This window comes from Shewanella sp. SM32 (genome assembly GCF_025654235.1).
In the GTDB taxonomy this organism is placed as follows: Bacteria; Pseudomonadota; Gammaproteobacteria; order Enterobacterales; family Shewanellaceae; genus Shewanella; species Shewanella oncorhynchi.
Map to the genome: position 1 here is coordinate 135,439 of NZ_JAKKRO010000002.1, position 25,863 is coordinate 161,301.

The window sequence follows — 25,863 nt, forward strand, 5'->3', positions numbered from 1 at the left end:
GCCGATTACTCCACTTCCACTATCATAGCCACACCCAAACCACCGGCCGCACAAGCCGTCGTTAAGCCAGTTCCACCACCACGGCGCTTAAGCTCACGACACACTTGGGTGATTAAACGGGTTCCCGTTGCCGCAAAAGGATGACCATAAGCGAGCGAGCCACCGAGCACGTTAAACTTGCTCATGTCGATTTCGCCAATCGCGCGGTTGCGGCCGAGTTTTTCTTCGGCAAATTTTTTCGAAGCAAACATCTGCATATTCGCTAATGTCTGCGCCGCAAAGGCTTCGTGCATTTCAATCAGGGTAAGATCTTCTAATTCCATTCCGGCACGTTTTAACGCCAGTGGCGTCGCGTAGGATGGCCCCATCAGCATATCTTGCCACACATCAATGGCGCTAAAGGCGTAACTCTTAATGTAACCAATAGGTTGATAACCTAAGGCTTTGGCTCGACCTTCACTCATCAAGATAATCGCTGAGGCACCATCCGTCAGTGGCGTACTATTGGCCGCCGTCACAGTACCGTGTTGTTTGTCGAATGCAGGGCGCAACTTAGCATATGACTCCAATACTGAATTTTCGCGGATATTGTTATCACGATCGATAAACTGCTTATACGGCGGTATATGCGCGACCATAACTTCGTCACGCAAATGGCCAGAAGCCCAAGTTTCACTCGCTAAGGTGTGTGAGCGGTGCGCTAAGGCATCTTGATCGGCACGGCTAATATTGTAGGTTTTTGCCATCTGCTCGGCGGTTTGTCCCATAGACAAGCCCGTTGAGTACTCTGCCACCGCAGGCGGCACAGGTAATAAATCCTTTAAACCTAAACGACGGAAAATTTGTAATTTTTGCCCAAAACTACGGGCTTTATTCAGATCGACTAACGCATGGGCTAATTTTTTCGATACACCGATAGGCAATACAGAGGAAGAGTCGGCGCCGCCCGCAATACCGATTTCGATATTACCCGTCATGATAGATTCAGCCACGTTTACGGCAGATTGAAAGCTAGTTGCACAGGCGCGAGTGACACTATAGGCATCGGTCGACACATTCATGCCAGTACCGAGTACGATTTCACGGGCAATGTTAGGTGCAGCCGGCATTTGCACGACTTGTCCATACACTAATTGCTCAATCAGCTTAGGATCGAGTTCAGAGCGCGCCAATAATTCATTGACCACCATTTTGCCCATATCGAGCGCCGATACACCGTGGAATGCCGTGGCTTGCTTTGCAAAGGGCGTTCTTAAACCCGCTACAATGGCGATACGTTCACCCTTGGCGTTCGTAACCTGTTGTCTATCACTCATTTGTCACCCTCTTTATGTGCGCAATCGCTGAGAGATTTCAGGCGGCGCTAGCTATTTCCGTGTTTGACCCATTGTTTTACGGCGAAAAACGCCCAATAACAGGTCTGACCATTAAAGTGTGATCTGATTCTAACTTCTTGTCAGCAAGTTTTAAACACCTGTTTGTTTTTTTAACACTAGCCAAACCCTAAGGGAATTCTTTACCATAGCTGTTGTCTATAGCCCACACACGTATTTTCAACATAATAAAACGAGTAGCATCATGCCTTTGAGTCGCTTCCACGCATTACGCACTTACCTAAATAAGGTTGTTTTAGGGCAGCCAGTATTGACCGAAAATCTGCTCATTGCCTTAATTGCCAATGGCCACTTATTAGTTGAAGGACCTCCGGGACTGGCAAAGACCCGTGCAGTGAAAGCCTTATGTGACGGGGTTGAGGGCGATTTTCACCGCATTCAATTTACCCCAGATCTGCTGCCCGCCGACTTAACTGGCACAGATATCTATCGCTCGCAAACTGGCACCTTCGAATTTGAAGCCGGACCGATTTTCCACAATTTAATCCTGGCGGACGAAATTAACCGCGCCCCAGCCAAAGTTCAGTCAGCCTTATTAGAAGCCATGGCCGAAGGTCAAGTCACAGTTGGTAAGCACAGCTATAAGCTACCGCCGCTGTTTTTAGTGATGGCCACCCAAAATCCATTAGAGAACGAAGGCACTTACCCGCAGCCCGAAGCACAGCTTGACCGTTTTCTGATGCACTTAAACCTTGATTACCCGAGCGGCGAGACTGAAATCGAAATTCTGCGTCAATCCCGCAAAGAAGCGCTGACCCACGAATTGCCAACCACTGAGCCGATTGCACAAGCAGATGTGTTTGCCGCCCGTGACGAAGCCATGGAAATCTATCTTGCCGAGCCGCTCGAAAAGTACATAGTCGAAATCGTGATGGCGACCCGTGAGCCTTTACGTTACAGCGAAGACTTAGCTAAGTGGCTTGAGTACGGCGTCAGCCCGCGCGCAACTATTTCATTAGAACGCTGTGCCCGCGCCCGCGCTTGGCTGCACGAGCGGGACTTTGTTTCACCGGAAGACATTCAAGCTGTTGCGCCAAATGTATTACGCCATAGACTCCTACTTAGCTACCAAGCACAGGCCGAAGGTGTCAGCCGCGATCACGTGATCAACCACATCTTAAGTCAAGTTGCAGTACCTTAACGGTGAAGATAAAGGTGAAATAAGATGAGTGACACAGCGCGACTCTCAGCCTCAGTCGATGGCTTGCCGCTTTTTGCCGATGGCTTGCATTTAACCGAGCAAGAGCTGCTGGCGTGCCAAAATATCGCCCGTGCTATGCCTGAGCGTTATAGCCGTGCCCGCGCTAATTTAGCGGGCCATCGCAGCAGCTTAATCAAAGGCCGCGGTATGGAGTTTGCCGAGGTGCGCCACTACCAACAGGGCGACGATGTGCGCACCATTGATTGGCGCGTTACCGCTCGTACAGGCACAACTCACACTAAGTTATTTGTCGAAGAACGTGAGCGCCCTATTTTATTGTTAATCGACTTGAGCCAAAGCCTCTATTTTGGTTCGAGTTTATTGCTGCAATCGGTGCAAGCAGGACACCTTGCGACCACCTTAGGTTGGAATGCGATTAACCATGGCGATCGGCTCGGCGCCTTGATCGCATGCGAGTCTGAGCATTTAGAGCTCAAACCCCGCAGCCGTCGTCAGGGCATATTGCAATTGATCTCAGGCCTGCGCCGTGTGCACGAAAATCAGCTCAATCATGTTGGCACTGGCCAGCGCGATCCTGACCATATCCTGCGTGCCTGTCAGCGATTACAACGTATCGCCAAACCCGGCTCCTTAGTTTGGATAGTGACAGATGGCAGCCATTTTAGTCCCCAATGTATCGCGCCTCTCACCGAGCTTAAGCGTCATTGCGATGTGGGTGCCTATCTTATTACCGATCCTCTGCGTCAAGGCACACTGCCGTTACCGCACAACTTTAATTTGCCGGTACGGGATGGGGATGAGGACTTAGTGCTTACCCGCCACAGTTATCAGGCTTGGCTCGACATTCAGTTGCGTCAGCAAAGCGATTTTATCGCCATGATGCAGCAACTGCGCGTTCGCACCCAGCTCATAGATGCGGGTGCTCCCCTAGCCCATCAATTGGAATTATTGCGTTAACTATGGATCCAGCAACAGTGAATTCAGAAATAGCAAATCCACAGGCAACAGTACCTATGCCTTCTACGGCGCCAAATCCAGCACTTGCTCAACTGCAGGATATTATTCATCCCGAACCGATCGGCGCTTGGCCTTGGGCAATCGGTTATTGGCTGGTTTTAGCACTTGTGATTGCCCTCATCACACTCTTAGTTATCTGGCTAAGAAAACGCGCCCGTGACTTCGCACCGAAAAAAGCCGCTAAACAGTTACTCAATCAGCTCGATAGACAAGCGACTTCCTATGCCTCTGACGTCAACACCCTATTAAAGCGCACCGCCATGAGTTACCTCAGCAGAGAAGCAATAGCCTCCTTAAATGGCGAAGCTTGGGCGGCTTGGTTAGACAGCTATTTACCCGCGCCTAAACGCCAACGTATCGGCCACTTGTTGGCCAAACGTCACCAGCCAACGCCGTTGACCTTAGCTGAAGCCAATGAGTTACATGAACTCGCAAAAGCTTGGTTGGCATCGAAAGTAAAACTGAGTGCGCCTGAGCCGAATCTTGTTCAAGCTAAGGGCTACATTCAAGCTAGTGGCGACGCTCAAGCTAAAAGCCAAGCGCCAACCCAGCAAACTGACACTGAAAAAGCGGAGGCACAATGTTAACAATTGCATGGCCTTGGCTATTGATATTATTACCTTTACCTTTGATTTTTTGGCGCCAACAAACCGTGCAAGTGGATGGCGGCCGGCTGCAATTACCCGGAATAAGCCAAACGGGTAAACAAAGCTTAGCGGCCAACACGCGCCAAAGTCGCAAACGCTACTGGCTGATGTGGTGCCTGTTAGTGCTCGCTATTGCTCGTCCTCAATGGCTTGGTGAACCTATCGAACTGCCAAGCCAAGGCCGCGATTTGATGATGGCGGTGGATTTATCCGGCAGTATGCAGATTGAAGACATGGTGGTGAATGGCAAAACCGTCGATCGTTTCACTTTAATTCAGCACGTCGTCAGTGACTTTATCGAGCGCCGCAAGGGTGACCGTATCGGCTTGATCCTCTTTGCCGATCACGCCTATTTACAGGCGCCGCTCACCCAAGATAGACGTTCAGTGGCGCAATTTTTAAAAGAAGCACAAATTGGCTTAGTCGGTAAGCAAACCGCCATAGGTGAAGCTATCGCTCTAGCGGTAAAACGCTTCGATAAAATGGACGAGAGTAATAGAGTATTGATTTTATTGACCGACGGCTCTAACAATGCGGGCAATATCGAACCAGAGCAAGCAGCGCAAATTGCCGCTAATCGTAAAGTGACTATTTATACGGTTGGTGTGGGCGCAGATGTAATGGAGCGCCGTACACTCTTTGGCCGCGAGCGGGTTAATCCTTCGATGGATCTGGATGAAAACCAACTTAAACATATCGCCGACGTCACCCACGGCCGTTATTTTCGCGCCCGTAACAGCCAAGAGCTCGACCAGATTTACCAAGAAATCGATAAACTCGAACCTGTGAGTCGCGACCAGTTAAGCTATCGTCCGCAGGCAGATCTGTTCTATTGGCCGCTGGCACTGGCATTACTGACGAGTCTGTGGATTGCCTTAGGTCAATTACCACTCTTTGCAGCGCGCCGCGTTAAACCCTCTGTCGCAACCACTTCACAGGGGAACATCAAATAATGAGCCTACATTTTATTCGTCCCGAATGGCTACTCGCCCTAGTGCCGCTAGCCTTAGCCTTGTTGAGTTTATGGCGGCAACACGAGAGCCACAGCGCTTGGAATCGTTATATTGCGCCGCACTTAGCCAAGATATTGGTCACCCAAGGCAATAAGAAATCCCGCCGTCCGTTGCATTTATTAGCCTTAACTTGGTTGATTGCGACCTTGGCACTCGCCGGACCTGCCGTTAATAAACAATCCTTACCTGTGTTTGCCGCCGAGCAAGGCCGCGTACTGGTGATGGACATGTCCGTATCTATGTTCGCCACCGATCTTGCGCCGAATCGGTTAACCCAAGCCAAATTTAGGGCAACGGATCTCCTGCGTAATCTTAAAGAAGGTGAAACAGGTTTAGTCGCCTTTGCCGGCGATGCCTTTACTATCAGCCCATTAACCCGTGATACCGGCACATTACTCAATTTACTGCCGACCTTAAGTCCTGAGATCATGCCCGTTCGTGGCTCAAACTTAGCGGCAGGCTTGACCCAAGCCAAAACGCTACTGGCTCAAGGTGGGCATATTCGCGGTGATATTATCCTGATGACAGATGGCATAACTGCTGCCCAGTTTGATGAGGCTAACTCGGCATTAAGTGGCACCCAATATCGCCTCGCTGTCGTCGCTTTTGGCACCAGCCAAGGCGCGCCAATCCGTCTACCCGATGGACAATTACAACGCGACAGCAGCAACGAAGTCGTTGTGGCCAGCACTGATTTCGCTCTGCTACAAAAACTGGCCGTGAATAACAAAGGCGTTCTGATCCAGAATCGCACCGACGGTAATGATCTCGCCCAATTACAGCAATGGTTAAGCGATGCTGGCGATGCGAAAGCCACAGATCTTGATGGTGAAACTTGGCAGGATCTCGGTCCTTACCTCGCCTTATTATTACTGCTACCCGCCCTTTTCAGCTTTAGACAAGGAATCGTGGCCAGTGTTGGATTTGTCACTCTTGCTGGCAGCTTACTGCTCGCGGCTGTGCCTCAGCCAGCCCATGCCAGTGTGTGGGACAATGCCTGGGACAATGTCTGGAAAACCACAGATCAACAAGCGATGCAGGCCTATCAATCCCAAGATTACGCAAACGCCGCTAAGCAGTTTGAGTCGCCCCAATGGCGTGGCAGCGCCCAATACAAAGCCGGTGATTTTGCGCAAGCACTAAAAACCTTCGAGCAAGATAGCTCAGCCCAAGGCCTCTACAATCAAGGCAATGCGTTGATGCAACTCGGTAAACCCGATAAGGCCAAGGAGCGCTATCAAGCCGCGCTTGAGAAACAAGCTGATTTCCCTGCGGCGAAGGCCAACCTTGAACTTGCTGAAAAGTTATTGCAGGAACAGCAACAACAGCAAGGTAAAAACGAGCAACAGGATAAGAACCAAGATCAACAAGGCGATCAGCAGTCCGGTGATCCCAAATCAGGTGTTCAACAGTCTGGCGACCAACAATCCGGTGACCAAAAATCGCAGGATAAACAGCAATCTGACCAAGATAGCGCTCAGAAAGATAAGCAAGATCAAGCGGGACAAAAGTCTCAGGATCAACAGGACGATGCCGACGCGGATCAAAGCCCTGAACAGCAAAAAACGGATGAGCAACAGTCTGAGCAAGATAAGCAAAATGGCAATGCTCAGGACAAGCAGAATGAAGCTCAGCAGGAAAATGAGCCGGTAGACAATTCACCTGTAGAAAATGAAGCTAAGATGCAAGCGCAGGCTAAAGCCGATGCTGAAGAGCAAAAGTCAGCAGAACAGGAAAAGCAAAGCGTTGCCGCCAAAGAAGCTCCAGAGCAAAATACGCGAGATAAACAAGAGGCTGCTATGAGTGAATCGGTCGAGGCACCGCCAACCAATAGCGAGCCACTGCCCGCAGAAATGCAGCGAGCACTGAGGGGCGTGAGTGAAGACCCGCAAGTGTTACTGCGCAACAAGATGCAGTTGGAATATCAAAAACGCCGTCAAAATGGCCAAATATCAAAGGATAACGAACAGTGGTGACGAGACAATTTTTTATCCTGCTACTCCTTGCCATCGGAGTGGCTCATCCCGCCTTTGCACTTAGCAAAATTGAGGCCTCGGTCGATCGCAACCCTGTGATGGAGGGCGAATACTTTGTGCTCAACATCAGTGTCGATGACGAAGTCGATACCGGTAAGCTAGACACGTCCGCCCTACTGAAAGATTTTATTGTCGGCCGTACTAGCGTGAGTCGCAGCACGCAAATCATGAACTTCGATGCAGTCAAAGAAACCCGCTGGCAAGTACTGCTCGCGCCAAAACAACAAGGCCAGTTAACCATTCCAGCCTTTAGTATTGACGGCGTCAGCTCATCGCCTATTCCACTCAAAGTGGTCGAAACCGGTAGCCAGCCCGCGCAAATGAACAATCTGTTCATTGACGCCAAAGTCTCGACCGACGAAGCCTATGTTGGGCAGCTCATTACCTACAAGGTGAAACTCTATCTGGCGGTAGAATTACAAAGGGGCGTATTGAGTGCACCGGTGATCGAAGGCGCACAGATCAAACAAATCGGTGAAGATAGGGATGGTTCAGAGATAGTCGATGGCCGCCGTTACCGCGTGATTGAACGCACCTATGGCATCATTCCCGATTTGCCCGGCCAAGTGAATATCAAAGGTGCAACCTTTGCTGGCGATGTACTGGTAGAATCCCAACGCCGCGGCGGCATGTTTGGTTTTAATGAAAGCAGCCCAATGCAAGCAGGCGCGCCCTCACTGACTGTTCAAGTGAATCCCGCACCAACAAGTTTCCAAGGCCAATGGCTGGTTGCCGATTTAGTGGCGCTAAAAGAAAACTTCCCTGAGGATATTAAAAAGTTTACCGTCGGTAGCCCTATCACCCGCACTATTACGCTGTTGGCTTCCAATGCCGATGAAAATAGTCTGCCTGATATAGTGCAAACTCTGCCCGATGAACTCAAGTCATACCCAGAAAAACCCCAGCGGCAGACCTTTGTGCGCGATGCACAAATTGTTTCGCAGTACAGTATTACTTCGGCAATCGTTCCCAGCAAAGCAGGCACCTTTACCTTGCCCGAAATCAAAGTGCCTTGGTGGAATCCGCGCCTTAAACGTCAAGAAACTGCAACGCTGCCCGCACGTACCATAATCGTTGAAGGTGGTGCTGTCAGTGATACGCCAGCTCAACCAACATGGGAAACCAACTCCGCGGCCGATAAGGGCTGGTCTTGGCTAACCACTGTTTTTGCTGCGCTATGGCTGGTCACTCTAGTCGCTTGGATTATCACCTTAGTCGCTTGGCGCCGCGCCTTAAAAAATCAAACGGCCGCCCCAATTGCAGTAAACTCTTCAATCAGTTCAGCACAATCAGTGACTGCCTCCGGCTTGAAAGGATTAGAGCAAGCCTGCGCCAGTGGCGATGTAAGCAGAATTATGTTGCAATTGCAGCGATATTTCAGTGAGTTACAGCAAACGCCTATGACATTAGATAAGATTGCTGAGCAGTCACCACAACTGGCAGCAGCGATACAGCAACTGCAAATCAAAGCCTACAGTGCGAAGGCCGATAAGAGCCAGCATACTGACAGTGCTAATACGAGCAGTGCGAATTCTAACAATACAAATAGCCACTTAAGCGCCGAATGTACCGCCTTACTTAACGCGGTTAAGGCCTGTGAGCATAAACATTCAAACCCAAAATCAGCGCCATTAAGCCCACTAAATCCTAAATAAATGATGGGGTTAATGACAAAGAAGCGAGTGCTACCATGCTAAATATTCCGCCAAAAAGCCCAAAGATAAAAAATGTTTGCTAACTGGCGCAAGAAATCCGTCGAGCCCGCGGTCTCTTCTGACATGCTAAGCAAACAACGACGATACAACAGCCTAGTCAAGGCGCTACATGCAGACATTTTCCGCTACGCCTATTGGTTATGTGGCGATAAGCACGTGGCTGAAGACATTACCCAAGAAACCTTCTTGCGGGCGTGGCGCTCTTTGGATTCCCTCAAGGATGATAAAGCGGCGAAAGCTTGGCTGATCACGATTCTTAGGCGTGAAAATGCGCGGCGTTTCGAGCGTAAACAGTTCGATTATTCCGACGTTGAGCAAGATACCTTAGAGGACAATATCTCCAATAGCAGTGAAGAGCAGGCCGAGCAATATCTGATCCGTCGACAAATTGGCAAGCTGGATATCGAATACCGCGAACCACTCTTACTCCAGCTCATTGGTGGCTTTAGCGGCGATGAAATCGCCGAACTGATGGAGCTCAATCGCAACACCGTAATGACGCGTTTATTTCGGGCGAGGAGCCAATTGAAAGAATTACTTGAGAAGAATGATGTGAGAGGTCAATCCAATGGATGAGCTTAAATTTAGACGTCAAGCTTATGAAGATCCTCATAATCAAGATGCTGACTTTCTGGCACAAATCAATGCCAAGTCAGAAAACCAAGCCCTAATCAATGAGCTTAAAAACCTTGATACCAAACTGAGCAACGCATTGAAAGTGGATGTGGCTGAGGATCTCGCCGACAAACTCATTTTACGTCAGCAGTTACAACAGCACCATAAACAGCGCCGGCAAACGTTTTTTTTAGTGGCCATGGCAGCCTCGGTCGCGTTTGTGGTAGGCATCAGCTTCAGCCTATTACGCTTAGGGCCTATTGATTTGGCTGAACATGCCTTGGCCCATGTCTACCATGAAGATATTGCCTTGCATGTCGATCAAAATGTCAATTTTAGTCAAGTCAATGCCCAGCTTGCGTCGATAAAAGGCTTTGGCAACGCCAAATTTACCCAACAACCGGGCAAAGTGTATTACACCTCTTATTGCGATTTTCAAGGGGTAAAAAGCCTGCACTTAGTACTTCAGGGCGAACAAAGTAAGGTGACGCTTTTTATCGTGCCACTCGAGAAACGTATGGTGTTGGATAAAACCTTCGCCGACGGTAAATATCAAGGAATGGGCTTTGAAACGCCCGATGCATTTATTTTGCTCATAGGTGAGGATCAAGCTGACCTTCGCTATATAAAAGACGAAATCAATAATATATTTATTTAAGCTATTGTTATAAATTGCATTTAAAAATCAATCTCCGATATTTTCATGTTATCGGAGGTTAGATTTCAATCACACTTACATCTGCTAATGGGCGCACGTTCAAACATCTGGTAGCATGCTTGCCACTTTTAATAATAAAAAGATGGGAAAAGGCAAGATGACGATTGAAACCCCGATTTTAATCACATTTGTTGGTTACTTAGTATTGATGATGGGCATAGGTTTTTGGGCTTACCGTGCTACCGATACTGTTGATGATTATATTTTAGGTGGCCGCAAAATGGGCCCCGCAGTGACCGCACTCAGCGTGGGTGCATCTGACATGTCAGGTTGGCTGTTACTGGGATTACCCGGCGCAGTTTACTTAAGCGGCTTAGGTGCAGCCTGGATTGGCGTAGGATTAATTATTGGTGCTTGGCTAAACTGGTTATTTGTTGCCAAACGACTGCGCATTTATACCCAACTCGCCGATAACGCCCTCACTTTACCGGATTTTTTCGAGAAACGTTTCCACGATACCCAAGGCTATCTCAAGCTCGTTTCCGCAATCACTATTCTGGTGTTTTTTACTTTCTATGCCTCCTCAGGCATGGTCGGTGGCGCGATTTTGTTTGAGAAAGTCTTTGGGCTTGATTACACCGCAGCCCTAGTGATTGGCTCGGCCATCATAGTCGGTTACACCTTTATTGGCGGTTTCTTTGCCGTGTGTTGGACTGACTTTTTCCAAGGCAGTTTAATGCTCATCGCCCTATTGATTGTCCCTTTCGCCGTTTTCGCTCACCCCGAAAGCCATGCAGGTATTGAAACGATTGATCCCGCAATGTTGGCATTGGTCAATGACAAAACCACTGCCATCGGCATGTTATCTTTGCTCGCATGGGGCCTAGGTTATTTTGGTCAGCCACATATTTTGTCGCGTTTTATGGCGATAGGCAGTGCCGATGCCCTGCCCTTGTCACGCCGTATAGCCATGAGCTGGATGGTGTTATCTCTCATTGGCGCGTTAGCCACAGGTATCGCAGGCTCGCTCTATTTCGCCAAAGAGCCATTAGCCAATTCTGAAACGGTATTTATCCATTTAGCTCAAGCGGCGTTTAACCCATGGATTGGTGGGCTATTAATCGCCGCTATTTTATCGGCAATCATGAGTACTATCGACTCACAACTCTTAGTCTGCTCAAGTGTCATCACCGAAGATTTCTACCGTAAATGGTTGCGCCCAAAGGCCGATGATCGCGAGCTAATGATGGTAGGTCGTTTAGGCGTGCTCGCTATCGCTGTGATTGCAGGTGTGATAGCACTCAATCCTGAAAGTAGCGTACTTAGCCTAGTGAGTTATGCTTGGGCAGGCTTTGGTGCGGCCTTTGGTCCCGTAGTCTTGTTATCCCTGTTTTGGAAGCAATATAGCCGTAATGGCGCTATCGCCACTATTATTGTCGGTGCATTAACCGTGGTGATTTGGAAGCAACTCACTGGTGGCATTTTTGAAGTATATGAAATCCTTCCTGGGTTTATATTCGCGACTATTGCGGGTATTTTAGTCAGTAAATTCTCTGCTCCAAGTGAAAAAGTAACGATAGAGTTCGAACAATTTAAGTCTGCACTCTAATCTAGATATGCTTCCATATGTTAAAAAGCGCACAAGTGTGCGCTTTTTACATTTTGTATCCTTTTAAATACCCTACACACCATTACAAACCGTTAACTTCAATTGAAACCCATAGCAGCACCCAAAGCCCTTCATATCAAGCATCTGGCCAGACCATTCAAGCATACTAAAGTATCACTCTTGTTTTAAAGACTTTCAATTAACTGAAAATTAACATTTTTCACTTCTGGTCGGACTTGTTGAGGGTACATTGAATCCATAAGATGCCGGAGACTAATAAATGGATTTAAATACTTTCGGCGGACTAGGACCGAATAAAAATCCAATACTTATAAAAAATAGAGAGAATAATAATGAAAACATTCAACAAGACACTCATTGCCGTTTCTGTCGCATTAGCAAGCACACAAACCTTAGCTTCAGGTTTTCAACTAAACAGCCAATCAGCAACTGGTATGGGCCGTGCATTTGCGGGTGATGCGGTTATTGCCGATAACGCTTCTGTGTTATCACGTAACCCTGCTGCTATGGCATTATTCGATAAAGATGCGATCTCCTTCGGCTTAACTTATGCCGATATTACTGTTGATGTTAAAGATGTTAACTTTGCCGGTGGTGCCGTTGACTTAGGCAGCATCGATGACGCGGGTAGCTCTAAAATTATCCCTAATATTTTCTACATCCACCCCATCGACGATAAGTTCGCCGTAGGTTTTGCCGCTTTCTCTAACTTTGGTACCGGTACCGATGCCAGCTCACTTTCAAAGAGTTTGCCAGCAGGCTCACCAGCACCTTATGATCTGCTTGGCGAAACAGAAGTAACAACGGTTAACTTTAACACCAGCCTTTCATACCGTATTAATGACATGTTCAGTATCGGTGCTGGTATTGATGCCATTTACGGTGAAGGTCGTTTAACCCGTAACATGGGTACTACGCCTTTAGTTGACGTCGACGCTGATGGCTGGGCCTTCGGTGGTATCCTTGGTGCCACGATTGAATTAGATAAAGATAACCGTTTCGGTATCAGTTACCGCTTCAGCCCAACAGTGAATGTTAAAGGTGATATCAACACGATCAGCACTAAAGATCTATCTGCCGTTGGTTTAGGTCCAAAAACAGCACTAGCGACAAGCTTTGACAGCTTAGACGTACCCCTTGCGGATATTTTCCAAGTTGCTGGTTTCCATCAGCTCACACCTAAGTTTGCAGTGCACTACACTGCGCAGTACACCCAGTGGAGCAACTTTGAACAAATCACGGCTAAAGATGGCGTAGCCACTATTATTCCAGGTCAAGCGGGTGCAGGTACTCAACTGCAAGCTGGCGACGTTGCTCTGAAAGAATACCAATGGAAAGATTCATGGTTATTCAGCCTAGGTGGTACTTATACTATCAATGAGCAATTTACTGTACGTGCAGGTTATATGCATGACCAAGGCGTTGTGGACGAAATCAGCTCTATTTCATTCCCAGACTCTGACCGTAACTGGTACACAGCGGGTATGAGCTACCACATCAACCCACAAAACACTGTTGACTTTGGTATCGCTTATATTAAAGGTGAAGAAGTTCACCTGATCGAAAACAGCGCAATCGCAGGCCCTGTTAATGCTATTACTGAATCAAGTGGTATGTACTACTCAGTTCAATACAGCTACCAGTTCTAAGATAAATTCCTAACACCAAAAGCCGCATTTTTTGCGGCTTTTTTGTATCTTAAGCATTTATTGCCTAAAGTTAATTCATACTCCTGTAAACGCAGCTACGGCTATGGCTAAAGTCATTGGACTCGGTGGAATTTTCTTTAAAAGTGTCGATCCCGTTGCCTTGGCAACTTGGTACAAAACCCATCTTCAAGTCCCCATTGAAAACTGGGGCGGCGCCGCGTTTTATCACACAGATAAATCAACTCTTGGCTACCATGTTTGGACTCCTTTCGCCCATAGCACGGACTATTTCGCCCCCTCAGATAAAGGGTTTATGTTCAACTTTGTCGTTGACGATCTAGAGCAAGCCCTCGTACAAGTAGAGCAAGGTGGCGGTCAACCGATTGGTGGTATTGAAGATTCAGAATTTGGCCGCTTTGGCTGGTTTATTGACCCTGATGGCAATAAAGTCGAATTATGGCAGCCAAGCGCGATTCCTCCTGAAAAATAAATGCTTTAAACAGATATTTCAAAACTCATCTCTCAACATAATCCCCCCTGCCTTAAGCGGCATCTATTCCGAATAAACCCAGTGCATGACTGAGGTTTATTCGGTATCGTAGACTGAGTTCATCTAATCAAGAGATTCTTTTTATGGAAAAAAGTAACATCCTTCCTGCCCTACTGTTAGGTGGTTTCCTTTGCGCTGGACTTGTTTATGTAGGCCAGACAGCAAGCTCAGCACTATTGCAAATGAAAGCCATGGAACGCACTGTCACGGTAAAGGGCTTAGCGGAAAAAGAAGTTAAAGCCAATGTGGCAATTTGGCCAATCAATTTCACTGAGGTCGATAACAATCTGCCTAAACTCTACGAGACGGTTCAGCAAAAAACCGATCGTGTTGTGGCGTTTTTAAAGGAACAAGGCTTTAGCGACAGCGAAATTACTGTCTCTTTGCCTTCAATTGAAGATCGCCAAGCCCAAGGTTATGTCGATCCCAACGTCAGATACCGTTACTCGGCAAAAGTGAACCTATCGGTTTATACCCCACAAATTGATCTCATGCTGAACACCCGTAAGCAAATGATTAACTTAGTAAAAGAAGGTATAGCGATCGCCAGCCAAGATTATGATAATCGCACTGAGTTTCTGTTTACCGATCTCAACTCAGTCAAACCTATCATGGTGCAAGAAGCGACTCAAAATGCCCGCGAAGTGGCTGAAAAATTTGCTAAGGATTCGGATTCTCGCCTCGGAAAAATTAAAAGTGCGAGTCAAGGCCAGTTCACTATTTCAGACCGCGACAGCAGCACGCCTTACATTAAACAAATTCGCATCGTTTCCACACTAACCTATTATTTAAATGACTAAACTTTAGGTTTAATTTGAAACTCTGAAGCACGAGGAATAAGGCGCTATAGGCCTTATTCCTTATTCCTAAATTAGGTAAAAACACTACATTAAATTTTTCTAATAAATATTGATTGCCTATTGAAAACAACTCCATTAGAATTTTCTCATAAATTACATCTGGGGTGATATAAGTTATGACATCAATTTCTCGTGCTTTTTTCTTACTGCTGGCACTTTCCAGTACTCAAGCTCAGGCTGCCTCAGTCGAAACCATCGAAGTCTTAAATAAACCCTATCCGAATTGGGTCACCTTAGACGCCACTATTGAAGCAGTAAAAGCGGCGACGGTATCGGCGCAAACCTCTGGTCGAATTGTCAAACTCAACTACGATGTTAACGATGTCGTCCCCGAAGGAGCCGCCCTACTGGAAATTACCAGTAAAGAGCAAGGCGCTGAACTGGCAAGCTTTGAGGCTGATCTAGCCAAAGCGAAGGCTTTAAATGTCGAAGCTCAGGCACAATACAAACGTTATAAAGAGCTATTTCCCCAAGGCGCGATTTCTAAGGGCGCGATGGATGAAGCCACCGCCAATGCTAAAGCAACAGAACAAGCCGTCAGTGCAGCACAAGCCCGTGTCATCAAAGCCAACGAATCCTTAAAATACACTGTCGTTTCAGCGCCTTTTAGTGGCATAGTCACTGAGCGTTTTGTCGAACTTGGCGAAACCGTAAGCCCAGGACAAGCACTACTTTCAGGGTTTTCCGCGAGTCAAATGCGCGCCATTACCCAAGTGCCACAGCGTTACATTAACCAACTTAAAAATTCCCCCGAATTTCTCGTCCGTTTAAGTGATGGCCGCGAGTTCACCTCAACTGACCTCACGATTTTTAGTTTCGCCGATCCCGTCAGCCACAGTTATCAAGTGCGAATTAATCTGCCAGAAAATGAAGCCAATCTTCAACCCGGTACTTGGGCAAAAGCTTCCTTTAAAAATGGCGATCGGGAAAAAATCCAACTGCCCGCTTCTGCACTGCTCACAATGAACGAACTGAGCAGTGTTTACCTTAAACAAGGCGAAGCCTTTGTGCTGACCCAAGTCCGTGTCACTGAGCCCTTAGATGGCGAGGTAGAAGTGCTTGCGGGCCTTAAGTCGGGTGACAAGGTGGCCGTTGATGCCTACCAAGTGTTGCTCAGCAAGAAGCAATAAATTCCCTAGCGACTTAAGCTTTGTCGAGGTTGTTTTATGAAACATGCTCCAGTACCACAAACCACACTTGGGATTTCCGGACGAATTGCCGCTGCCTTTCAAAATAGCGCCATCACGCCGCTATTAGCACTTCTCGGGCTCTTACTTGGCTTATTTGCCATTTTGGTGACACCAAAAGAAGAAGAGCCACAAATTGATGTCACCTTTGCCGATGTGTTTATCCCTTTTCCCGGCGCGACACCCACGGAAGTTGAAAACTTAGTCACCCTGCCAGCGGAACAAGTGATCTCCGAAATCAAAGGCATAGATACTCTGTACTCGTTCTCCCAACCCGATGGCGCGCTGATCATCGTCATCTTTAAGGTCGGTGTTGCGCGCAATGATGCCATCGTCAGCCTATACAACCAGATTTATTCCAACATGGATAAATTACCAAGGGGTGCTGGCGTGGGTGAACCGCTAATTAAACCCCGCGGCATCGATGACGTGCCCATTGTCAGTTTGACCTTGTGGTCTAAGGACAGGCAAGTGTCTGCTGAGCAGCTAACCCATGTCGCCCTTGGATTAGAAACCGAAATTAAGCGTATTCCCGGCACTCGCGAAATCGATACCGTTGGCCAGCACGATATGGTGGCCAACATACGTATCGATCCCGCCAAGATGAACAGCTTTAATCTGACCTACGACAAGTTAAGACAAAGCCTAAATGACAATAATATGGTCTCTATGCCTGCATCCTTAGTGCAAGGCAATCAAGAGATAAAAGTTCAGGCTGGACAGTTTTTACAATCCATCGACGATCTCAAGCAATTAGTCGTCAGTGTCTATCAAGATAAACAAGGCAAGAATATTCCGATTTATTTGGCGGATATTGCCGAAATCAGCTTAAAAAGTGATATCCCGAAACAGAGCGTTTGGCACGCAGATAAAACCGACATTTATCCCGCCGTTACAATCGCAATTGGTAAACAAGCAGGCCAAAATGCCGTCGATATCGCCGACAGTGTGATTGAGCGGATAGCTAAAGTCGACAATGTGTTGATCCCGGCAAATGTCGAAGTCACAGTGTCACGTAACTATGGCGAAACAGCGGCGGATAAATCTAACACCCTTATTTTAAAACTGATTTTTGCCACCAGCGCCGTAGTCGTGCTGGTATTTTTAACCATGGGCGCACGCGAATCCTTAGTCGTGGGCGTGGCCATTATTATCACGCTAGCGATCACCCTTTTCGCCTCTTGGGCGTGGGGATTTACCTTAAACCGCGTGTCCTTGTTCGCCTTGATTTTCTCCATCGGTATCTTGGTCGACGATGCCATAGTCGTAGTAGAAAACATCCACCGGCATATGGCGCTCGGCAAAAAGTCCTTCAGCGAGCTTATCCCAGTGGCGGTCGATGAAGTCGGTGGCCCGACGATTCTGGCGACATTTACTGTTATCGCAGCCTTGCTGCCGATGGCTTTTGTATCAGGCTTAATGGGGCCTTACATGAGCCCGATCCCCATCAACGCCAGTATGGGCATGTTAATTTCCCTCGTAGTGGCATTTGTGGTCACTCCTTGGCTCAGTCGTAAACTGCTGAAACATAATGACCAACACGATACTGCCCAAGCCTCGCACGAGGATGAAACCGAAACTAAGATGGTGCGCCTCTTTACTCACTTAATTGGTCCTTTCCTGCTGGGTAAAAATGCCCGTAAGGCAAGAATGGGACTGGCTGCCGGCGTATTTGTGTTAATCGGCATCGCCGTCGCGCTCCCTGTCGGTCAGCTCGTGGTGCTTAAAATGCTGCCCTTCGATAATAAGTCCGAGTTTCAAGTGATGGTGGACATGCCAGAAGGCACTCCCGTAGAGCAAACACAAAGAGTATTGCAGGATTTGAGTCGCTACCTAACAACCGTCCCTGAGGTCGAGCATCTGCAATTGTATGCGGGCACTAACGCGCCAATGAACTTTAACGGCTTAGTGCGCCACTATTTCCTGCGTCACAGCCAAGAACTTGGCGACATCCAAGTGAACCTAGTGGATAAGAAACACCGCAAGCGCGACAGCCACAGCATAGCGGTATCGGTGCGAGACGAACTGCAGCAAATTGGCGAGCAATATCAAGCCAATATCAAAGTGGTTGAAGTGCCACCTGGGCCGCCAGTGTGGTCGCCGCTAGTTGCAGAAGTGTATGGCCCAAGTCCCGCTATTCGCGAGCAAGCCGCATATGAGATGCAGGCGCTGTTCCATGAAACCAAAGATGTTGTCGATATCGATATTTTCTTGCCCGCAGCCCAGCAAAAATGGCAAGTGATGATCGACCGCAGTAAAGCCAGCCTGATGGCAGTACCCTACAGCAATATTGTCGACTTGATTGCCACCTCAGTAGGCGGAAAAGATGTAAGCTATTTACATCAAGCCCAGCAAAAACAACCGATACCGATCCGCCTGCAATTAAACGAAGGCGCGAAAGTCGATTTAGAGCAAGTACTGAAGATGAAGTTACTGAGCCAAACTGGGCAATCTGTGCCTGTCTCTGAGCTGGTAACCATCAAACGTGGCAAAATCGATGCACCGATTATCCATAAGAATATGATCCCTATGATCATGGTCGTCGCCGATATGTCGGGACCACTGGACAGCCCGCTCTACGGCATGTTCGATATGGCGGGCAAAATCGATGGCGCCGATGGCTTAGGGTTTGATCAGCATTATATTCACCAACCCACAGGGTTAGACTCAGTCGCCGTGCTCTGGGATGGCGAATGGAAGATCACCTACGAAACCTTTAGAGACATGGGTATCGCCTATGCGGTCGGTATGATTGCGATTTATTTATTGGTGGTCGCGCAGTTTAGATCATATCTGGTGCCGCTTATCATCATGGCGCCAATTCCACTGACTGTGATTGGCGTAATGCCTGGACATGCCCTGCTCGGAGCGCAATTCACCGCGACGTCCATGATAGGCATGATAGCGCTGGCGGGGATTATTGTGCGTAACTCGATATTATTGGTCGATTTTATTAATCAAGAAACCGCATCCGGTGTGCCCTTTGAGCGGGCAGTGATCCACTCTGGCGCCGTGCGAGCTAAACCTATCATGCTGACTGCATTTGCAGCCATGATAGGGGCATTGTTTATTCTTGATGATCCGATTTTCAATGGCTTAGCGATCAGTCTGATCTTTGGTATTTTTATCTCGACCATACTGACCTTAGTTGTCATCCCTGTGCTGTACTACACGGCCATGAAAAACCGTATGAATACTGTTCAGATACAAACACAAAACTAACCACAACAAAGGCCATCACCAAGATGGCTTCAAGGAGTAAGGTATGTCATTAGAACGCAGTATTATGGCTTTTGCTGGATTGATGGTGTTACTGTCACTGGTGTTAACCGCCTATGTGCACCACAACTTTCTGTGGTTAACCGCATTTGTTGGCGCTAACCTATTCCAAAGTGCTTTTACCGGTTTTTGTCCTGCCGCCATAGTTTTACGCAAATTGGGTGTAAAATCAGAGGCTGAAATTGCTAAACAAAGCTAAGCCACATACAGTCACTACTTAAGAGTTAAGATAAGAGTTAAGAGTTAGGTGAGCAAGTACACGCTTGGCTAATACAAGCGTGCCGAAAAGCCGTCAAGGAGAGATAAAGTGACACACAACCTCGTAACCAGTGGCCAAAGTCTAATGCGCTTAGCCCTATTAAGCTTGCAATCACTGGTACTCATGCCACTGCTGCTAATGCCCATGATAGCCAGCGCCGCCGACCAAGCTCCTGCAATCGCATGGGATAAAATTGCCGCAGGCGCTATGGTGCTCGATGTTAGAACGCCTGAAGAATTTGCCGAAGGTCATTTAGCGAATGCGGTCAATATTCCCTTTGAGCAAGTGACAGAGGAGTTTGCTAAGCGTGGCATCGCCAAAGATGCTCCCGTCGTCTTGTATTGCCGCAGCGGTCGTCGTAGCAGTATTGCGACCGAAGCCTTAGTCGCTGCCGGATACACCCAAACCTATAATGGTGGCGGCTATTCCACCTTAGTTGAAGCGCAAAAAACGCCCGCTAAGTAATTAACAACCATCAAATTGGCTCTAGTGTGGGGAAGTAAGGATAAATCACTTTAGTACTCTCACCTCGCTCTAGCCATTCAAGGCTTAACGGCTAAAAGCGCCCTAGGGCGCTTTTTTATTGTCTAAATAAAATATCGAAATTAAGCAGGGGGTGGATTAATAGGTTCTTACCAGATTCATTGTGGACGAAAGAACACAGGATTTTTTAGTAGTTCTATAAAATAAGTAACACCCGTATTCCCAAAAGCCTAAGTAAAGTCAATCAATTGGCAACTGCCACCCTATTGACAGTCTTTTGCAACAATTTCGCATAATCAATCACTTGAGAAAATCTTCTCATTATGATGAAAACTTAAAGTTTGTTTTTGTTATTTTTAATCACAAAAAAATATATATATAAATTTCAATGCATTGCTAACAGCAAAATCAATCAAAAACCCGTATATGGAGTCGTAAATTCGTATTCACTTATTCACGTTTATCACATAAAAAACAAATATTTTAATAAAATTTGGTTACAAATCGTTACAACTTGAATTTATATGCACTACAAATGACTATTAAATCTAAATACTTACCAACCGCCATACCGTTAACAATTGATTTACAAATGACGTGGTCGCAGATAAATTCACTAACCGAGTAGCATCTGAGTCGTAGTTATTCTTATGAAACATAAAATAATAATGATTAACACTAAATTGACCATGGAAGAAGAACATGACAATCAACAGAACCACTAAAATAGCGTTAAGCCTTTCAAGCTTAGCTATTGCGATCTCAGCCGGTGTACAAGCAGCACCACAAGCCCCAGGTTTTGCCGCAGCATTACAAGCACAAACCTCCCCACTGCCAAAGCGTTACATTGTGAAGTTTAAAAACACTGATGCCGCGGCCATCATGTCAGCCAATAGTGTGCAATCAACGAGTGATCTGCAGTCACTCAATGACGCGACAACAGATACGCTACCAACCACAATGAATTATCAGCCACAAATGGCTGAAATCAGTGCCCAACATACCGCATTAAATAAAGTACAAGCGAAGGAAATGAAGCGTATCGGCCGCAGTAACAGCTACTCGGTGAAACTCGATGCCAAAGGGATCAATGCATTAAAAACCCGTGCTGATGTGGAATATGTCGAAGAAGATATGCCACGCCGCTTTCTAAGTGAAAGTACGCCTTGGGGCCAAACTTTTGTAGGAGCAACCCAGCTAAGCGACAGCCAAGCGGGCAACCGCACTATTTGTATTATCGACTCAGGCTACGACCGTAGTCACAGCGACTTAGGTGGCAACAATGTCACAGGGACCAATAACTCAGGCACGGGTAACTGGTTTGAGCCGGGCAATAATAACGCCCACGGTACCCACGTTGCGGGGACGATTGCGGCGATTGCTAACAATGATGGCGTGATCGGCGTTATGCCAAATCAAAATGCCAATATTCATGTGATCAAAGTGTTTAATGAATCTGGCTGGGGCTACTCTTCATCCTTAGTCGCTGCCGTAGATACTTGCGTCACCAACGGCGCCAATGTTGTCACTATGAGTTTAGGTGGTTCAGGTTCTAGTACCACTGAGCGTAACGCTCTGGCCGCCCACTATAATAATGGTGTTCTCCTGATTGCTGCTGCGGGTAACGATGGGAATAGCACTCACAGCTATCCAGCATCCTACGATGGCGTCATGTCTGTCGCCTCGGTGGATAACCATAAAGACCACTCAGCATTCTCCCAATACACTAACCAAGTGGAAATATCAGGCCCTGGTGAAGCCGTTCTATCGACTGTTACCCGTGGCGAAGGCCGTTTAGCCGATATCACTATCGGCAGTCAGTCTTACTTTGACTCAGGTGTCGTGCCGCACAATCGCCTGATATCCTCTGGTGGCAGCTATGTCCCCGCACCATTTAACGGTACCAGCACTGCAACTTTGGCAGAATGTACCGTTAGCGGCACAAGCTTCAACTGCGGCAACATGACCAATAAGATTTGTTTAGTGGAACGTGTTGGTAATCAAGGCACTAGCTACCCTGAAATTAACGCAGCTAAAGCCTGTAAGAATGCAGGTGCCAGTGCGACGATTGTTTACAGTAACGCGGTATTACCCGGCTTACAAAACCCCTTCCTTGTCGATGCTAACAACGAAATCAATATGGTTTCTGTATCTGTTGATCGTGCAACAGGCTTAGCATTGCGCAATCAACTGGGCGCGACAGTCACAGTCAGCAACCAAGGCAATAAAGATTACGAGTACTACAATGGTACATCTATGGCGACACCGCATGTGTCAGGTGTTGCGACCTTAGTGTGGAGCTACCACCCAGAATGTAGTGCGGCGCAAGTCCGTAACGCATTGAAAATGACCGCAGAAGATCTCGGAACTGCAGGTCGTGACAATTACTATGGTTACGGTTTAGTTAATGCAGTTGCAGCAAAAGCCTTCCTAGACGCATCTTGTACTGGTCCAACGGGTCCTGTCGATCCAACTGAACCGGGCGATAGTGTTCTGGTGAACGGTGTGGCGAAAACAGGTTTAGCAGGCGCAACAGGTGAAGAATTACATTTTTCATTTGAAGTTCCAGCAGGTGCAACTAACCTAGGCTTTGTGATGAACGGTGGCACAGGTGATGCGGACTTGTATGTGCAATATGGCGCAGCGCCAACCACCACTAATTACGATTGCCGTCCGTATAAAAGTGGCAATAGTGAGTCTTGTCCAATCACCAACGTACAATCAGGCACTTACTATGCCATGGTGAAAGGCGATTCGGCTTTCACTGGTGTGTCGTTAACGGCGAGCTACACAGCGTCTAATGGCGGCGGTACGCCAACGAGCTATACCAATGCTGATAACTATAATATTCCTGATAACAAAGCGGCGGGGATCACTAGCCCAATCACGGTTACTCGCACAGGTGATTCAGGTACTGTGACTGCAGTCGTGAACATAGTCCACCCTTACATTGGTGACTTAAAAGTGCAGCTGATCAGCCCTTCAGGAAAAACGGTTACCCTGCATAACAACACAGGTCTTGGTGCAGACAATATCAACAAGAGCTATACCGCAGATATGACAGGTGCGAATTCGAACGGCGTATGGAAGTTAAAAGCCGTAGACAGTGGCCGTGGTGATGCTGGCTATATCGATAGCTGGGAACTGAGCTTCAAATAAATCAAAATCGATACTCTTACTGATACTTAAAAGTGATAAACGGAAAGAGCCTGCAATTGCAGGCTCTTTTTTTACAAAACATGTTATTCAATATCTTTGAGAATTTCAGGCTCAATCAACACGCTGGTTTCATTATCCGATAACCAAATTTGGCCTTCACTAATCGAAACTTGCAATGCCATATTACGCCCAACAAAGGCTTCCATCGCCGTGACGGACTCTTCGGCAATATTCCACACTTTTAAATTCTGATAACGCTCTAACGCTTGCTGATTCTGTTTCCACCAAATCGGTACACTGCGACCACCATAGGTAAAGAGCTGCACGACTTTGGCACGGCCGCTGGCCTTTCGCAGCCATTTTTCATCGGCCTGACCAAACTCAACCCACAGATCAATTTCACCGGATAGGGTTTTGTCCCATAGCTCTGGCTCGTCATCGACGCACAGACCTTTACTAAAACTTAAGGTTTCGCTGGCATTCACAATAAACGCGAGTAAACGCACCATCATGCGGCCATCGGTTTCGGAAGGATGCTGGGCAAGCGTCAATTGATGGTCTTGGTAATAATTCCGATCCATATCGGCTATCTGTAAATTGACTTTAAACACGGTCGCCTTGAGGGCCATAGTCATCCTAAATGCAGAGTGAAATCCTGAAACAGCGAAATCCTAAAATAAGGCTGCCGAGTCTACCTGAGACTCGGCATTAGCTCAAACGAACAATAGAATACGCCCATGAAATCGAACATAAAGTGCAATCGAACAAAAGGTTAAATCGAACCCAAGGCTGAATCGGTAAGAAATTAAATCGCACCGGGTCGCAGATGTTTAGCCATGGGGAAATGGGCTTTCAACAAGCTGATTTTTTGCGTATCCGCTACCAGTAACATGCGCGTACCCAACTCATACTGTTGACTCAATTCACTGAAAGCGGGTAAAAAACCACGATCTGCGTCGCGGCGAACAAGTTCAGCGAGTTCGACGCTCAAATCCCCTTGGCTGTATATCCAATCGAGGCGCTGTAATAATGGCATGGCGGCGAGCGGCAGTAAGTCCACAGATGTTGCATCATCCAACAAAAGGATTTCGCCGCGGCTGACTAAGTTATTAAACGCATTATGGTAATGCTCGGTGGTACGACTATCGAAACGGTCGCCATTAGTATCGAAAAAACGCTCCCAAAATAAGCGGCGTTTCGAGGTTGAATCGAGCTTATCTTGTACTTCGACGCGTCTATCGGCGACAAAATCGAATAACGGTTTGAGTGACTGCGGTAGGCTAGATTCTAAACGCGAGCGAATCGTGCGTGCAAATACCGGTGCTGTGCCCGCAGTGCTGATCGCGACCACTAAACGACCTCGATCCACAATAGAAGGAGTGATAAAGCGGCAAAAGGCGGGATTATCGACGGCATTAACCCAGATACCACGTGCAGTAGCTAAGGTCGCTAACTCGGCATTAAGACTGTCGTTTGCCGTAGCTAAATACACCAAATCATAATTTTGAATGTCAGCATGGACAACTTCACGCTGGGATAACAAAATGCGGCCAGCATCTGCATAACGTTGCACTTCAGGGTTCACCTCTGGCGCTACAACGTGGATATTGGCTTCAGTACGTGTCAGCAGTGCTAACTTACGGCTCGCCACATCGCCCGCGCCCACCAGTAGAACATTCAAATTAACCGTATCGACAAACAAGGGAAAATATTGCATTAGATGAGATCCTGAACGCTTAGTCCTGCACCACTGGCAGTTGACGCTGTACCCAGCCCTTATAGCCACCAATCATAGAGGCAACGTGGGTGTAACCCATAAGTTGCAGATTATGGGCAGCCAAGGCGGAGCGCGCACCACCCGCGCAGTAGAGTAATATGGGTGTATTTTTATCGGGGAAACGCGCTTCGATATCACGCTCTAAAATACCCCGGCTTAAATGTTTCGCTTGGGGTAAATGATCTTGCAGCCACTCACGATCCTCACGCACATCAACAAGGTGCCAGCGGTCATCGGCCTGATAAGCTTCGATTGTCACTTCGGTGATATTAGGCAGAATAGCGTCAACAAGGGCGGAAAATGCATTGGGATGCTGCATCACTAACTCCTAGATAAGATATTGAATGACATAATGAATGTCAGCTTATCAGCAAAGTGTAATCTTCTCATCCTGCAGACGCAATCTTTCAGCCTCACCGCAAAGCTGAGAAAGTTGCCAGTGAAAGACTAGTTGTGGCTCTCGCTGCGCTCTGAGCTACATTGCCAGCAAAGCTCAAAACTGCCTTCATTAGTCTCATGGCATTGCACACACTGCCATTGCGGACTTTCAACATCCAACGCATTCAATTGAACTTGTGCCGACGCGTATTGGGACTCACCTACCCATAACTCGACGTTTTGCATCCCAGTAGGGAGTTCACCAATGCCGCCTAATAACGCTTCACCTCTGAGTTCAACATGAATGCCACAGGCCTCCAATAAACCTTTCCATGTGTGGGCCTGCAATAAATTACCACCAGCAACTAACACTTTACGTTCTTCCATGCGACATC

General features: G+C 47.4%; 22 protein-coding genes. 17 read left to right on the top strand and 5 right to left on the bottom strand.

Annotated features, from left to right (window positions below):
• Nucleotides 1-5: 5 nt before the first annotated feature.
• The gene (fadI, locus tag L5M10_RS01475; RefSeq protein WP_014610833.1) at nucleotides 6-1,316 is read right to left on the bottom strand and encodes an acetyl-CoA C-acyltransferase FadI; all 1,311 of its coding nucleotides are present in this window, start codon (nucleotides 1,314-1,316) and stop codon (nucleotides 6-8) included.
• Nucleotides 1,317-1,578: 262 nt separating this feature from the next.
• Between fadI and L5M10_RS01480 the strand changes: the two genes are divergently transcribed.
• From L5M10_RS01480 to L5M10_RS01560, 17 genes are all read left to right on the top strand, one after another.
• Nucleotides 1,579-2,535, top strand: a complete 957-nt coding sequence (locus tag L5M10_RS01480) for an AAA family ATPase (RefSeq protein WP_263254716.1) — start codon at nucleotides 1,579-1,581, stop codon at nucleotides 2,533-2,535.
• Between the two features lie 24 nt (nucleotides 2,536-2,559).
• Nucleotides 2,560-3,513, top strand: a complete 954-nt coding sequence (locus tag L5M10_RS01485) for a DUF58 domain-containing protein (protein WP_263254717.1) — start codon at nucleotides 2,560-2,562, stop codon at nucleotides 3,511-3,513.
• A 2-nt stretch (nucleotides 3,514-3,515) separates the two neighbouring features.
• Entirely contained in the window at nucleotides 3,516-4,160 is a 645-nt protein-coding gene (locus L5M10_RS01490; RefSeq protein WP_263254718.1) for a DUF4381 domain-containing protein, read from the top strand.
• Nucleotides 4,154-5,173, top strand: coding sequence for a vWA domain-containing protein (locus L5M10_RS01495; RefSeq protein WP_263254719.1), 1,020 nt, complete (start codon nucleotides 4,154-4,156; stop codon nucleotides 5,171-5,173). The genes L5M10_RS01490 and L5M10_RS01495 overlap by 7 nt, the downstream gene beginning before the upstream one ends.
• Complete coding sequence (locus L5M10_RS01500; protein ID WP_263146186.1) at nucleotides 5,173-7,209, top strand: VWA domain-containing protein; 2,037 nt, start codon at nucleotides 5,173-5,175, stop codon at nucleotides 7,207-7,209. Before L5M10_RS01495 ends, L5M10_RS01500 begins: the two co-directional genes overlap by 1 nt.
• Nucleotides 7,203-8,924: a BatD family protein gene (locus L5M10_RS01505; protein ID WP_263254720.1), complete on the top strand. Its 1,722-nt coding sequence runs from the start codon at nucleotides 7,203-7,205 to the stop codon at nucleotides 8,922-8,924. The genes L5M10_RS01500 and L5M10_RS01505 overlap by 7 nt, the downstream gene beginning before the upstream one ends.
• A 72-nt stretch (nucleotides 8,925-8,996) precedes the next feature.
• A complete protein-coding gene (locus tag L5M10_RS01510; protein WP_263254721.1) occupies nucleotides 8,997-9,560 on the top strand; it encodes a sigma-70 family RNA polymerase sigma factor in 564 nt (187 codons plus the stop codon).
• Complete coding sequence (locus L5M10_RS01515) at nucleotides 9,553-10,257, top strand: DUF3379 domain-containing protein (protein WP_263254722.1); 705 nt, start codon at nucleotides 9,553-9,555, stop codon at nucleotides 10,255-10,257. The genes L5M10_RS01510 and L5M10_RS01515 overlap by 8 nt, the downstream gene beginning before the upstream one ends.
• Before the next feature lie 157 nt (nucleotides 10,258-10,414).
• On the top strand, nucleotides 10,415-11,866 hold the full coding sequence (putP, locus tag L5M10_RS01520; RefSeq protein ID WP_028761059.1) for a sodium/proline symporter PutP: 1,452 nt from the start codon (nucleotides 10,415-10,417) through the stop codon (nucleotides 11,864-11,866).
• A gap of 353 nt (nucleotides 11,867-12,219) precedes the next feature.
• Entirely contained in the window at nucleotides 12,220-13,536 is a 1,317-nt protein-coding gene (locus L5M10_RS01525; RefSeq protein ID WP_263146179.1) for an OmpP1/FadL family transporter, read from the top strand.
• A gap of 103 nt (nucleotides 13,537-13,639) precedes the next feature.
• The gene (locus tag L5M10_RS01530; protein WP_028761061.1) at nucleotides 13,640-14,026 is read left to right on the top strand and encodes a VOC family protein; all 387 of its coding nucleotides are present in this window, start codon (nucleotides 13,640-13,642) and stop codon (nucleotides 14,024-14,026) included.
• Nucleotides 14,027-14,169: 143 nt separating this feature from the next.
• Nucleotides 14,170-14,886 carry an SIMPL domain-containing protein gene (locus L5M10_RS01535; protein WP_028761062.1) on the top strand — a complete coding sequence of 239 codons (717 nt, stop codon included), beginning with the start codon at nucleotides 14,170-14,172 and terminating at the stop codon, nucleotides 14,884-14,886.
• A gap of 176 nt (nucleotides 14,887-15,062) precedes the next feature.
• Nucleotides 15,063-16,076: an efflux RND transporter periplasmic adaptor subunit gene (locus tag L5M10_RS01540; RefSeq protein WP_212601835.1), complete on the top strand. Its 1,014-nt coding sequence runs from the start codon at nucleotides 15,063-15,065 to the stop codon at nucleotides 16,074-16,076.
• A gap of 36 nt (nucleotides 16,077-16,112) precedes the next feature.
• A complete protein-coding gene (locus L5M10_RS01545; protein ID WP_263254723.1) occupies nucleotides 16,113-19,355 on the top strand; it encodes an efflux RND transporter permease subunit in 3,243 nt (1,080 codons plus the stop codon).
• Between the two features lie 43 nt (nucleotides 19,356-19,398).
• A complete protein-coding gene (locus L5M10_RS01550) occupies nucleotides 19,399-19,611 on the top strand; it encodes a DUF2892 domain-containing protein (RefSeq protein WP_011788872.1) in 213 nt (70 codons plus the stop codon).
• 108 nt (nucleotides 19,612-19,719) lie between these two features.
• Nucleotides 19,720-20,136, top strand: a complete 417-nt coding sequence (locus L5M10_RS01555) for a rhodanese-like domain-containing protein (protein ID WP_263254724.1) — start codon at nucleotides 19,720-19,722, stop codon at nucleotides 20,134-20,136.
• A 720-nt stretch (nucleotides 20,137-20,856) separates the two neighbouring features.
• Nucleotides 20,857-23,313, top strand: a complete 2,457-nt coding sequence (locus L5M10_RS01560; protein ID WP_263254725.1) for a S8 family serine peptidase — start codon at nucleotides 20,857-20,859, stop codon at nucleotides 23,311-23,313.
• A gap of 83 nt (nucleotides 23,314-23,396) precedes the next feature.
• Here L5M10_RS01560 and L5M10_RS01565 read toward each other — a convergent pair whose 3' ends face one another.
• From L5M10_RS01565 to L5M10_RS01580, 4 genes are all read right to left on the bottom strand, one after another.
• On the bottom strand, nucleotides 23,397-23,942 hold the full coding sequence (locus tag L5M10_RS01565; RefSeq protein WP_113941666.1) for a YaeQ family protein: 546 nt from the start codon (nucleotides 23,940-23,942) through the stop codon (nucleotides 23,397-23,399).
• 176 nt (nucleotides 23,943-24,118) lie between these two features.
• On the bottom strand, nucleotides 24,119-25,030 hold the full coding sequence (locus L5M10_RS01570) for a bifunctional precorrin-2 dehydrogenase/sirohydrochlorin ferrochelatase (protein ID WP_131523170.1): 912 nt from the start codon (nucleotides 25,028-25,030) through the stop codon (nucleotides 24,119-24,121).
• A 19-nt stretch (nucleotides 25,031-25,049) separates the two neighbouring features.
• On the bottom strand, nucleotides 25,050-25,409 hold the full coding sequence (locus L5M10_RS01575; protein ID WP_131523169.1) for a rhodanese-like domain-containing protein: 360 nt from the start codon (nucleotides 25,407-25,409) through the stop codon (nucleotides 25,050-25,052).
• A gap of 128 nt (nucleotides 25,410-25,537) precedes the next feature.
• Nucleotides 25,538-25,855, bottom strand: a complete 318-nt coding sequence (locus L5M10_RS01580) for a DUF2007 domain-containing protein (protein WP_028761071.1) — start codon at nucleotides 25,853-25,855, stop codon at nucleotides 25,538-25,540.
• Nucleotides 25,856-25,863: the final 8 nt, after the last annotated feature.

Coding starts and splice junctions, on each gene's coding strand:
- L5M10_RS01525 (WP_263146179.1), top strand. CDS start 12,220: ATGAAAACATTCAACAAGACACTCATTGCCGTTTCTGTCGCATTAGCA.
- L5M10_RS01530 (WP_028761061.1), top strand. CDS start 13,640: ATGGCTAAAGTCATTGGACTCGGTGGAATTTTCTTTAAAAGTGTCGAT.
- L5M10_RS01565 (WP_113941666.1), bottom strand. CDS start 23,942: ATGGCCCTCAAGGCGACCGTGTTTAAAGTCAATTTACAGATAGCCGAT.
- L5M10_RS01485 (WP_263254717.1), top strand. CDS start 2,560: ATGAGTGACACAGCGCGACTCTCAGCCTCAGTCGATGGCTTGCCGCTT.
- L5M10_RS01480 (WP_263254716.1), top strand. CDS start 1,579: ATGCCTTTGAGTCGCTTCCACGCATTACGCACTTACCTAAATAAGGTT.
- L5M10_RS01500 (WP_263146186.1), top strand. CDS start 5,173: ATGAGCCTACATTTTATTCGTCCCGAATGGCTACTCGCCCTAGTGCCG.
- L5M10_RS01545 (WP_263254723.1), top strand. CDS start 16,113: ATGAAACATGCTCCAGTACCACAAACCACACTTGGGATTTCCGGACGA.
- L5M10_RS01550 (WP_011788872.1), top strand. CDS start 19,399: ATGTCATTAGAACGCAGTATTATGGCTTTTGCTGGATTGATGGTGTTA.
- fadI (WP_014610833.1), bottom strand. CDS start 1,316: ATGAGTGATAGACAACAGGTTACGAACGCCAAGGGTGAACGTATCGCC.
- L5M10_RS01575 (WP_131523169.1), bottom strand. CDS start 25,409: ATGCAGCATCCCAATGCATTTTCCGCCCTTGTTGACGCTATTCTGCCT.
- L5M10_RS01535 (WP_028761062.1), top strand. CDS start 14,170: ATGGAAAAAAGTAACATCCTTCCTGCCCTACTGTTAGGTGGTTTCCTT.
- putP (WP_028761059.1), top strand. CDS start 10,415: ATGACGATTGAAACCCCGATTTTAATCACATTTGTTGGTTACTTAGTA.
- L5M10_RS01560 (WP_263254725.1), top strand. CDS start 20,857: ATGACAATCAACAGAACCACTAAAATAGCGTTAAGCCTTTCAAGCTTA.
- L5M10_RS01515 (WP_263254722.1), top strand. CDS start 9,553: ATGGATGAGCTTAAATTTAGACGTCAAGCTTATGAAGATCCTCATAAT.
- L5M10_RS01580 (WP_028761071.1), bottom strand. CDS start 25,855: ATGGAAGAACGTAAAGTGTTAGTTGCTGGTGGTAATTTATTGCAGGCC.
- L5M10_RS01510 (WP_263254721.1), top strand. CDS start 8,997: ATGTTTGCTAACTGGCGCAAGAAATCCGTCGAGCCCGCGGTCTCTTCT.
- L5M10_RS01570 (WP_131523170.1), bottom strand. CDS start 25,030: ATGCAATATTTTCCCTTGTTTGTCGATACGGTTAATTTGAATGTTCTA.
- L5M10_RS01490 (WP_263254718.1), top strand. CDS start 3,516: ATGGATCCAGCAACAGTGAATTCAGAAATAGCAAATCCACAGGCAACA.
- L5M10_RS01540 (WP_212601835.1), top strand. CDS start 15,063: ATGACATCAATTTCTCGTGCTTTTTTCTTACTGCTGGCACTTTCCAGT.
- L5M10_RS01495 (WP_263254719.1), top strand. CDS start 4,154: ATGTTAACAATTGCATGGCCTTGGCTATTGATATTATTACCTTTACCT.